This window comes from Kocuria sediminis, assembly GCF_009735315.1.
In the GTDB taxonomy this organism is placed as follows: Bacteria; Actinomycetota; Actinomycetes; order Actinomycetales; family Micrococcaceae; genus Kocuria; species Kocuria turfanensis.
On the sequence record NZ_WOGU01000015.1, the window covers coordinates 77,109 to 86,063 of the forward strand.

General features: G+C 72.4%; 8 protein-coding genes and 1 riboswitch. Of the genes, 3 read left to right on the top strand and 5 right to left on the bottom strand.

Annotated features, from left to right (window positions below; all coding sequences use genetic code 11):
• Nucleotides 1-5: 5 nt before the first annotated feature.
• The 4 genes from GMA12_RS15835 to GMA12_RS15850 form a co-directional block, all read right to left on the bottom strand.
• Nucleotides 6-1,373: a short-chain fatty acid transporter gene (locus tag GMA12_RS15835; protein ID WP_156270468.1), complete on the bottom strand. Its 1,368-nt coding sequence runs from the start codon at nucleotides 1,371-1,373 to the stop codon at nucleotides 6-8.
• Nucleotides 1,374-1,510: 137 nt separating this feature from the next.
• Nucleotides 1,511-2,701, bottom strand: a complete 1,191-nt coding sequence (locus tag GMA12_RS15840; RefSeq protein WP_156270469.1) for an acetyl-CoA C-acetyltransferase — start codon at nucleotides 2,699-2,701, stop codon at nucleotides 1,511-1,513.
• A complete protein-coding gene (locus tag GMA12_RS15845; RefSeq protein ID WP_156270470.1) occupies nucleotides 2,698-3,420 on the bottom strand; it encodes a CoA transferase subunit B in 723 nt (240 codons plus the stop codon). The genes GMA12_RS15840 and GMA12_RS15845 overlap by 4 nt, the downstream gene beginning before the upstream one ends.
• Nucleotides 3,417-4,160: a CoA transferase subunit A gene (locus GMA12_RS15850; protein WP_162459956.1), complete on the bottom strand. Its 744-nt coding sequence runs from the start codon at nucleotides 4,158-4,160 to the stop codon at nucleotides 3,417-3,419. Before GMA12_RS15850 ends, GMA12_RS15845 begins: the two co-directional genes overlap by 4 nt.
• A 143-nt stretch (nucleotides 4,161-4,303) precedes the next feature.
• Between GMA12_RS15850 and GMA12_RS15855 the strand changes: the two genes are divergently transcribed.
• A complete protein-coding gene (locus GMA12_RS15855) occupies nucleotides 4,304-5,083 on the top strand; it encodes an IclR family transcriptional regulator (protein ID WP_156270471.1) in 780 nt (259 codons plus the stop codon).
• A 16-nt stretch (nucleotides 5,084-5,099) separates the two neighbouring features.
• Here the strand turns inward: GMA12_RS15855 and GMA12_RS15860 are convergent, their stop codons facing one another.
• Nucleotides 5,100-5,855: a 3-hydroxybutyrate dehydrogenase gene (locus GMA12_RS15860; RefSeq protein WP_156270472.1), complete on the bottom strand. Its 756-nt coding sequence runs from the start codon at nucleotides 5,853-5,855 to the stop codon at nucleotides 5,100-5,102.
• A 172-nt stretch (nucleotides 5,856-6,027) separates the two neighbouring features.
• Nucleotides 6,028-6,132, top strand: a riboswitch (SAM riboswitch).
• A 12-nt stretch (nucleotides 6,133-6,144) separates the two neighbouring features.
• Here GMA12_RS15860 and GMA12_RS15865 point away from each other — a divergent pair.
• Both GMA12_RS15865 and GMA12_RS15870 read left to right on the top strand, forming a co-directional pair.
• Nucleotides 6,145-7,362 carry a cobalamin-independent methionine synthase II family protein gene (locus tag GMA12_RS15865; RefSeq protein ID WP_156270473.1) on the top strand — a complete coding sequence of 406 codons (1,218 nt, stop codon included), beginning with the start codon at nucleotides 6,145-6,147 and terminating at the stop codon, nucleotides 7,360-7,362.
• Between the two features lie 49 nt (nucleotides 7,363-7,411).
• Entirely contained in the window at nucleotides 7,412-8,629 is a 1,218-nt protein-coding gene (locus GMA12_RS15870; RefSeq protein WP_156270474.1) for a cobalamin-independent methionine synthase II family protein, read from the top strand.
• Nucleotides 8,630-8,955 lie beyond the last annotated feature (326 nt).

The window sequence follows — 8,955 nt, forward strand, 5'->3', positions numbered from 1 at the left end:
CGGGCTCAGCCCGCGCCGACGAGCAGCAGGGTCGTGCCGAAGACCAGGCCGGAGACCACGAGCACCACGGTGGTGTAGCCGAGGATGTCGCGGATCTTCAGCCCGGCGATGGCCAGCAGCGGCAGGGCCCAGAACGGCTGGATCATGTTGGTCCACTGGTCGCCGTAGGAGATGGCCATGATCATCACGGCCGGGTCCACGTCCAGCCGGGCGCCCGCGTCGAGCAGGATCGGGGCCTGGATCGCGACCTGGCCGCCGCCCGAGGGGACGAAGAAGTTGACGATGCCCGCCGACAGGAACGCGAGCAGCCCCAGCGTCTGGGGCGAGGCGACGGCCACGATCGAGTCGGAGAGCACCTGGATCAGCCCGGTCGCCGCCATCATGCCCATGATCCCGGCGTAGAGCGGGAACTGCAGGAGGATGTCCCCGACGTTGGCGGCGGCGTTCTTGATCAGGGCCATGACCTCGAAGGCGTTGCGGGCGATCAGGAAGATCAGGGCCAGGAACATCCAGTTCACGATGTCGAGCGTCACGGTGCCGCCCTCGGCGAAGTGCAGCACCAGGTAGCCGGCGAGCGCCAGCCCGACGACCAGGGTGGGGACCCGGCTGGCGTCGAGCCGGTCGGCGGGAGTGGCGACCTCGTCCTCGCCGACCGTCTGCTCCGACGCGGCGAGGGCGGCGGCGGTCATCCGGTGGGCGGGGTCCACGGCCCGCGGGGCGACGAGCCACAGGGCCAGGGCGACGAGCACGATCGTGACCACGGCGGCGGTGATGTTCCAGGCGGAGAAGGTGGTCTCCGTGATGGGCACGGTGCGCCCGATCTGCTCCTCGATGAAGGAGCCCGGGGTGGCCGCGGTGAGCGGCCCGGACCCGGAGTAGCCCATGTGCCAGACCACGAAGCCGGAGAACCCGGAGGCCACCAGCATCGGAAAGCTCAGCTCCAGGCCGCGGCGGTCCCCCTCGGCGGCGACGTCGCGGGCGAGCAGGGCGCCGACGACGAGGCCGAGCCCCCAGGTGATCAGGGAGGCGAGCGCCGCCACGAGGAAGACGAACACGTAGGCCTGCAGCGCCGTGCGGGGCACCCGGGCGAGGCCGCCGAGCAGCCGGCGCACCGGCCGGGTGTTGGCGAGGGCGTGGCCCAGCAGCAGGATCAGCGCCATCTGGGTCATGAAGGCGAGCAGCCCGGCGAGCCCCTCGCCCCAGCCGCGCAGCACGTCGGCGGGCCCGGCGTCCGTGAGCAGCAGCGCCATGACGCCCACGGCGACGCTCAGCAGGATCGCGAAGTTCAGCGCGGACGGGATGTACTTCTCGACGACCGAGTTGACGGGCCGCATGGCCCGGGCGATCGCGGGCTCACGGATGTCGGTGCTCATGACGGGATCTCCTGCGGTGGGGGGCGCGCGAGGATCCACGCCGGCCCCCGGTGACCACGGGTGCTCGTGGTCACCGGGGGCGGGCGTGGTGTCTCGCGGTGGGGGCGGGGCGGGTGGGTCGCGGGGGCCGGACGGGGTCAGTCGCGGTAGAGCAGCAGCGCCTCGCCCTGGCCGCCGCCGCCGCAGAGGGAGACCGCGGCCTTGCCGGAGCCGCGGCGGGAGAGCTCGAGCGCCGCGTGCAGGGCCAGGCGCGCCCCGGAGGCCCCGATCGGGTGGCCGAGGGCCACCGCGCCGCCGTGGATGTTGGCCTGCTCCAGCGGGTAGTCGAGGTCCCGCAGGGACTGGATCAGCACGGAGGCGAACGCCTCGTTGATCTCGATGAAGTCGAGGTCCTGCACGGTCCAGCCGGCCTTCTCGACGGCGGCCTCGATGGCCCGGGACGGCTGGGAGTGCAGGGACGTGTCGGGTCCGGCGACCTGGCCGGGGGCGCCGACGACGGCGAGGTGCTCCAGCCCGTGGCGCTCGGCGTATCCCCGGCTGGTCAGCACCACGGCCGCCGCCCCGTCGGACAGCGGCGAGGAGTTGCCGGCGGTGATGGTGCCGTCCTTGGCGAACGCCGGCCGCAGGCTCCCCATGGACTCGGCCGTGGCGTCCGGCCGGATGCCCTGGTCGGCGTCGACCACGAGCGGGTCGCCCTTGCGCTGCGGGATCGTCACCGGGGCGATCTCCTCGCGGAAGACGCCGTCGGCGGTGGCGCGGGCCGCGCGCCGGTGGCTCTGGGCCGCGACCTCGTCCTGCTCCGCGCGGGAGATGGACCGCTCGCCGTTGCCGGACTCGGTGAGCGAGCCCATGGACACGCAGGCGGCGACGTCCACGAGACCGTCCTTGGCCACGGCGTCCTCGAGCTTCAGGTCGCCGTAGCTCTTGCCCTGCCGCACCCCCGCGGCGAGGTGCGGGGCGTTGGTCATGGACTCCTGGCCGCCGGCCACGACGATCTCGGCCTCGCCGGCCCGGATCATCCGGGCGGCGTTGGTGATGGCCACGAGCCCGGAGAGGCACACCTTGTTGACGGTCTCGGCGGGCACCCCGAGCGGGATGCCGGCGGTGACCGCCGCCTGGCGGGCGGGGTTCTGGCCGGCCCCGGCCTGCAGGACGTGGCCCATGATCACGTAGTCGACCTGGTCGGGGGTGAGGCCGGCGCGTTCGAGCGCGCACGTGATGGCGTGGGCGCCCAGCTCGGCCGCGGTGAGGGACGCCAGCTGCCCCAGGATCTTGCCCTGGGGCGTGCGGGCGCCGGACAGGATGACGACGTCGTTCGGGGTGTTCATCGGTTCTCCTCGGCAGCACCTGGTGCGGCGGACACGGTCTCGGTCGGAGCGGTCTCGGTGGGGACGCTCTCGGGGGTGACGTCCTGCAGCTCGGTGCGGAAGGACGCCTCGGTCTTCGCGCGGACCTCGTCCTCGGTGACGCCGGGGGCGAGGCTGCGCAGCACGAGCCCGCCGTCCTCGACGTCGAAGACGCACAGGTCCGTGACGATGCGGTCGACCACGCCCACACCGGTGAGCGGAAGGTCGCACTCGGTCTTGATCTTGGCGGAGCCGTCCTTGGTCACGTGCTCGGTCAGCACGACGACGCGCGGGGTGCCCGCGACGAGGTCCATGGCCCCGCCCATGCCCTTGACCATCTTGCCGGGGATCATCCAGTTGGCGAGGTCGCCCGAGCCGGAGACCTGCATGGCCCCCAGGATCGCGATCTTGACGTGGCCGCCGCGGATCATCCCGAAGGACGTGGCGGAGTCGAAGATCGAGGCCCCGGGCAGCAGCGTGATGGTCTGCTTGCCGGCGTTGATCAGGTCCGGGTCCTCCTCCCCCTCGTAGGGGAACGGGCCCATGCCGAGCACGCCGTTCTCCGACTGCAGCACCACGTTCACGCCCTCGGGCAGGTTGTTGGCCACCAGGGTGGGGATGCCGATGCCGAGGTTGACGTAGTCGCCGTCGGAGAGCTCCACGGCGGCGATCGCCGCCATCTCGTCGCGGGTCCAGCTCATGCGTGGTCTCCGTTCTGGTGGGAGGGCTGCCCGGCCGTGGCGGGGCGGGGGCGGACGGTGCGCTGCTCGATGTCCTTGGGCGCGCCGCTGTACGGCACGACGTGCTGGACGTAGACGCCGGGGGTCACGATGTGGTCGGGGTGGATCTCGCCGACCGGCACGAGGTGCTCGACCTCGGCGACGGTGAGCTTCCCGGCGGTGGCGACGATCGGGTTGAAGTTGCGCGCGGTGTAGCGGTAGACGAGGTTCCCGTCGGTGTCACCGGTGTGGGCGTGCACCAGAGCGATGTCGGCCACGATGCCGCGCTCCTGCACGTAGGTCTCGCCGTCGAACTCGGCGTGCGGCTTGCCCTCGGCCACGAGGGTGCCGACCCCGGTCCTCGTGTAGAAGGCGGGGATGCCCGCGCCGCCGGCCCGGAGCCGCTCGGCGAGCGTGCCCTGCGGGTTGAACTCGACCTCGAGCTCGCCGTCCAGGTACTGCTGGGCGAAGAGCTTGTTCTCGCCCACGTAGGAGGCGAGCACCTTCGTGACCTGGTGGTTCTCCAGCAGCACCCCGAGGCCCTTGCCGTCCACGCCCATGTTGTTGGAGACCACCGTGAGACCGGTGACCCCGGAGTCGCGGACCGCCTCGATGAGGTCCCGCGGGATCCCGCTGAGCCCGAACCCGCCGACGGCGAGCGTCATGCCGTCCCGCAGGTGCTCCGCGAGCAGCTCGGCGGCGTTGTCGATGACCTTGGACACCCTTGTCCCTTCCTGTCGGTGAACTGTGACCCAGGACTCAATCTAGGAACACCCCACATACCGGTCAACCGGTGGGCCGGGATCCCGCGGACTTTCCTCAGCATCCGGCCATCAGGTCCCCGAATGTCCATATAGTGGAGTCCATGACGGAGAAGGTCGGGGCCGGCTCGGGCACCCAGGTGGTCCACCGCGTCGCGCAGCTGCTGCGCGCCGTCGCGGGGCGGGAGCAGGGCAGCACCGTGGCGGAGCTCGCGGCGGCGACCGGGCTGACGCGCCCCACCGTGCACCGCCTCCTGACGGGGCTGGCCGAGGAGGGACTGGTGGACCGCCCGGCCGGCAGCACGGCGTGGCAGCTCGGCCCGGAGCTCTACGTGCTGGGCGCGGTCGCGGCCCACCGCTACCCGATCCGGGAGCTGGCCGGGCCGTCGCTGCGCCGGCTCGCCGAGGCCACGGGGGAGAGCGCGTTCCTCTCGGCCCGCCGGGGAACCGAGACGGTGTGCCTGGCGCGGGTGGAGGGGGCGTTCCCGATCCGCTCCCACGTGCTGTACGAGGGCCTGCGGCTGCCGCTGGGGGTGGCCTCGGCCGGTCTGGTGGTCCTGGCCCACCTGCCGGACGCGGAGGTGGAGCGGATCCTCGCCGCCACGACCGCGGTCCGCGCCGAGTGGGGCCCGCTGCACACCTCCGAGCGGATCCGCGAGCTGCTGGAGGACGTGCGGCGGGAGGGCTTCGCGGTGAACCCGGGGCTGATCGTGGAGGGCAGCTGGGGCATGGCCGCGGCGGTCTTCGACGCGACCGGCGCGCCGGTCTACGCCCTGAGCCTCACGGGGATCGAGCCGCGCTTCGCCGGGGAGCGCCGCGGCCTCCTGGGGCGGGCCCTGCTCACGGAGGCCCACCGGCTCTCCCGGGAGCTGGGCCACCGCTGAACGGTCCGCGGTCCGCTCAGCGCGCCGTCCAGCCCCCGTCCATCGTGTAGGACGCGCCGGTGACCATGGAGGCGTGCGGTCCGGCCAGCCACGCCACGAGGCTGCCGACGTCCTCGGGGTCCACGAGCTTCTTCACCGGCGTCTCGCCGAGCATGATCCGCTCCACGACCTCGGACTCGGGGATCCCGTGCACCCTGGCCTGGTCGGCGACCTGCTTCTCGACCAGCGGGGTGCGCACGTAGCCGGGGTTGACGCAGTTGCTGGTCACCCCGTGCGCCGCCCCCTCCAGGGCCACGGTCTTGGACAGCCCCTCGAGGCCGTGCTTGGCCGCGACGTAGGCGCTCTTGTAGGGGGAGGCCCGCAGCCCGTGCACGGACGAGATGTTCACGACCCGCCCCCAGCCCCGCTCGTACATGTGCGGCAGGGCCGCGCGCACCAGCAGGAACGGGCTCTCGAGCATGAGCACGAGGATCCGGTGGAAGTCGGCGGGGTCGAAGTCCTGGATCGGGGACACCTTCTGGATGCCGGCGTTGTTCACGAGCACGTCCGCCTCCAGGCTCAGTCCGGCCAGCGCCGCGGTGTCGAGCAGGTCGACGGCCCACGCCCGCCCGCCGAGCTCGTCGGCGACCCGCTGCGCGCCGGCCTCGTCGACGTCGGCCACGACCACGTGCGCCCCGGCGCCCGCCAGGGCGCGGGCCGCGGCCAGTCCGATGCCGCTCGCTCCACCGGTCACCAGCGCGGTGCGGCCCTCGAGGCCGTTGTCCTGGAACATGGAGATCCTTCCTTCCGTCCGCCGCGCCCACAGGGTCCGGGGCACCGGTCACCGTCACGGTATGTGATCCGGAGCACGACGGCGAGCAGGGACCCGCGCGTCACACGGCGTCATGCCCGTCACGCGGGTCCCGAATGGCGCAACATCCGGGCCGTGGGATTGGATGGGGTCGTCACCATCCAGAGCGGCCGAGAGACCTGGCTCGACGACGCCGCAGCAACCCGCACGGACGGCCCCCGCGCCTCCGCCCCGGTGCTACCGCCAGGACCGATGGAAAGGACAGCGCCCCATGCTGCACAGTGCCGACCGCATCCTCACGTCCCACGCCGGGTCCCTCCCCCGGACACCGGAGCTGCTGGAGGCCAACGAGGCCCGTGTCCCGGGCGCGGCCGGGGCCGAGGAGTTCGACCGCCTGCTGCGGGACGCCGTCGTGGACGTCGTGCGCCGCCAGCGCGAGGCCGGCATCGACGTGGTCAACGACGGCGAGTACGGCCACGCGATGACCCACTCGGTGGACTACGGCGCGTGGTGGACCTACTCCTTCGACCGCACGGGCGGGCTCGAGATCGTCGACGACAACGACGTCCACGTCCCGAAGCGCTCGACCCCCGGCAACGTGGTGCTCACGAGCTTCCTGGACCGGCGGGACCTCGCCGCCTTCCACGACGCCTACACGGACCCCTCCTCCGGCATCCACCTGGCCGACCCCGACCTGCCGCCGCCCGTGTTCCCGGCGGCGACCGGGCCGATCAGCTACACCGGCCGGGACGCGGTGTCCTCCGACGTCGCCAACCTCACCGCCGCGCTGCGGGAGACGGGGGCGGCCGAGGGCTTCGTCGCCGCCCTGTCCCCCGGCTCGGCCGCACGGATCGGCAACCACCACTACGCGAGCGAGGAGGAGTTCCTCTACACGTGGGCGGACGTGCTCCGTGAGGAGTACACCGCGATCCTCGACGCCGGCCTGGTGCTGCAGATCGACGACCCCTCCATCGCCGAGTCCTGGGACCAGATCAACCCTGAGCCGGCCGTCGAGGACTACCGGCGCTTCATCCAGCTCCGCGTGGAGGCCCTCAACCACGCCCTCCGCGGTCTGCCGCAGGAGCGGATCCGCTTCCACCTGTGCTGGGGCTCCTGGCACGGCCCGCACACCACGGACCTCGAGTTCAAGCACCTGGTGGACCTGCTGCTGTCGATCGACGCGGGCGCCTACTCCTTCGAGGGCGCCAACGCCCGGCACGAGCACGAGTGGAAGGTCTGGGAGGACCACGCCCTGCCCGAGGGCAAGCTGATCCTGCCCGGCGTGGTCTCGCACGCCACCAACGTCGTGGAGCACCCCGAGCTCGTCGCCGACCGGATCGAGCGCTACGCCAAGCTCGTGGGGCGCGAGAGCGTCATCGCCTCGACCGACTGCGGCCTGGGCGGGCGGGTGCACCCGCAGATCGCGTGGGCGAAGCTCGAGACGCTCGCCCGCGGCGCCGAGCTCGCCTCGCGCCGGCTCTGGGCCTGAGCGCCCCGCCCGCACCCACCCCCGTCAGCCACCCCCGAGGAGCACCTCCATGACCCTGCAGAACACCGATCGCGTGCAGACCACCCATGTGGGCTCCCTGCCCCGGACCCCGCGCCTCCTGGAGGCCAACCGGCAGCACGCCGAGGGCGCGATCACGTTCGAGCAGCTCACGGACGAGCTCGCCACGGGCGTCGAGGACGTCGTGCGGCGCCAGCGGGAGACCGGCGTGGACGTGGTCAACGACGGCGAGTACGGGCACACGATGTCCAGCGCCGTCGACTACGGGGCCTGGTGGAACTACTCCTTCTCGCGCCTCGGCGGGCTGACGCCCACGGACGAGGACCGGTGGGCGTCCACGGAGCGCAGGCGCTCCTCGCCCGGGCACGTCGTGCTCACGAGCTTCCCGGATCGCCGGGACCGGGAGCGGTTCCGGGAGGCGTACGAGGACCCGGCGTCGGGCATCCTCACCGGGCGCTCCTCGACCACGCAGCCGAAGATCACCGGACCGCTGACCTACACCGGGCAGGAGGCGGTGGCCTCCGACGTCCGCAACCTCAAGGCCGCCATGGCCGCCACGGGCGCGGAGACGGGGTTCGTCGCGGCGCTGTCCCCGGGCTCCTGCGCGCGCGTGACCAACGAGTACTACCGGACCGACGAGGAGCTCGTCTACGCGTGCGCCGACGCCATGCGGGAGGAGTACCTGGCGATCGCCGCGGCCGGGCTGATCGTGCAGATCGACGATCCCTCCATCGCGGAGTCCTGGGACCAGGTCAACCCGGAGCCCACGGTGGAGGACTACCTGGCCTTCACGCGGCTGCGCGTCGAGGCGCTCAACCACGCGCTGCGCGGGATCCCCGAGGAGCAGGTGCGCTTCCACCTGTGCTGGGGCTCCTGGCACGGCCCGCACACCACGGACCTCGAGCTCAAGCACCTCGTGGACCTCATGCTGACCATCAATGCCGGCGGCTACACCTTCGAGGGCGCCTCCGCCCGGCACGCCCACGAGTGGAAGGTCTGGAAGGAGCACCCGCTGCCCGAGGGGCGGGTGATCGTTCCCGGGGTGGTCTCGCACTCGACCAACGTCGTGGAGCACCCCGAGCTCGTCGCGGACCGGATCGAGCAGTTCGCCTCGGTGGTCGGCCGGGAGAACGTCGTCGCCTCGACCGACTGCGGACTGGGCGGACGGCTGCACCCGCAGATCGCCTGGGCCAAGCTGGAGTCCCTCACGGCCGGCGCGCGCCTGGCCTCGGAGCGGCTGTTCGGCTGAGCGGATCCCGCCCGGGTGGCAGGGGCACCGGGACGGCACGGGCACCACGGCCCCGGTGGTCCGCGCCCGGTCACCCGGGCCCCCCGCAAGGCTGGTTTCGTCACAATGCCGGCGCAGCGTCCGATCGCAGTGCATCCGTAGTGACAGGCGTCACTTTCCTCCGTAGGATCTTCTTGAACTACCGAACGTTCGGTTATTAAGCGTTCGGTTCCGCCGAGGACGACACCGTCCCCGACCACACTGGAGATCCCATGGCACACACGTCAGCCGTCCCGGCCGGGCGGCACGAGATGTCCCGCGAGGAGCGCAAGGTCCTCGCGGGCACG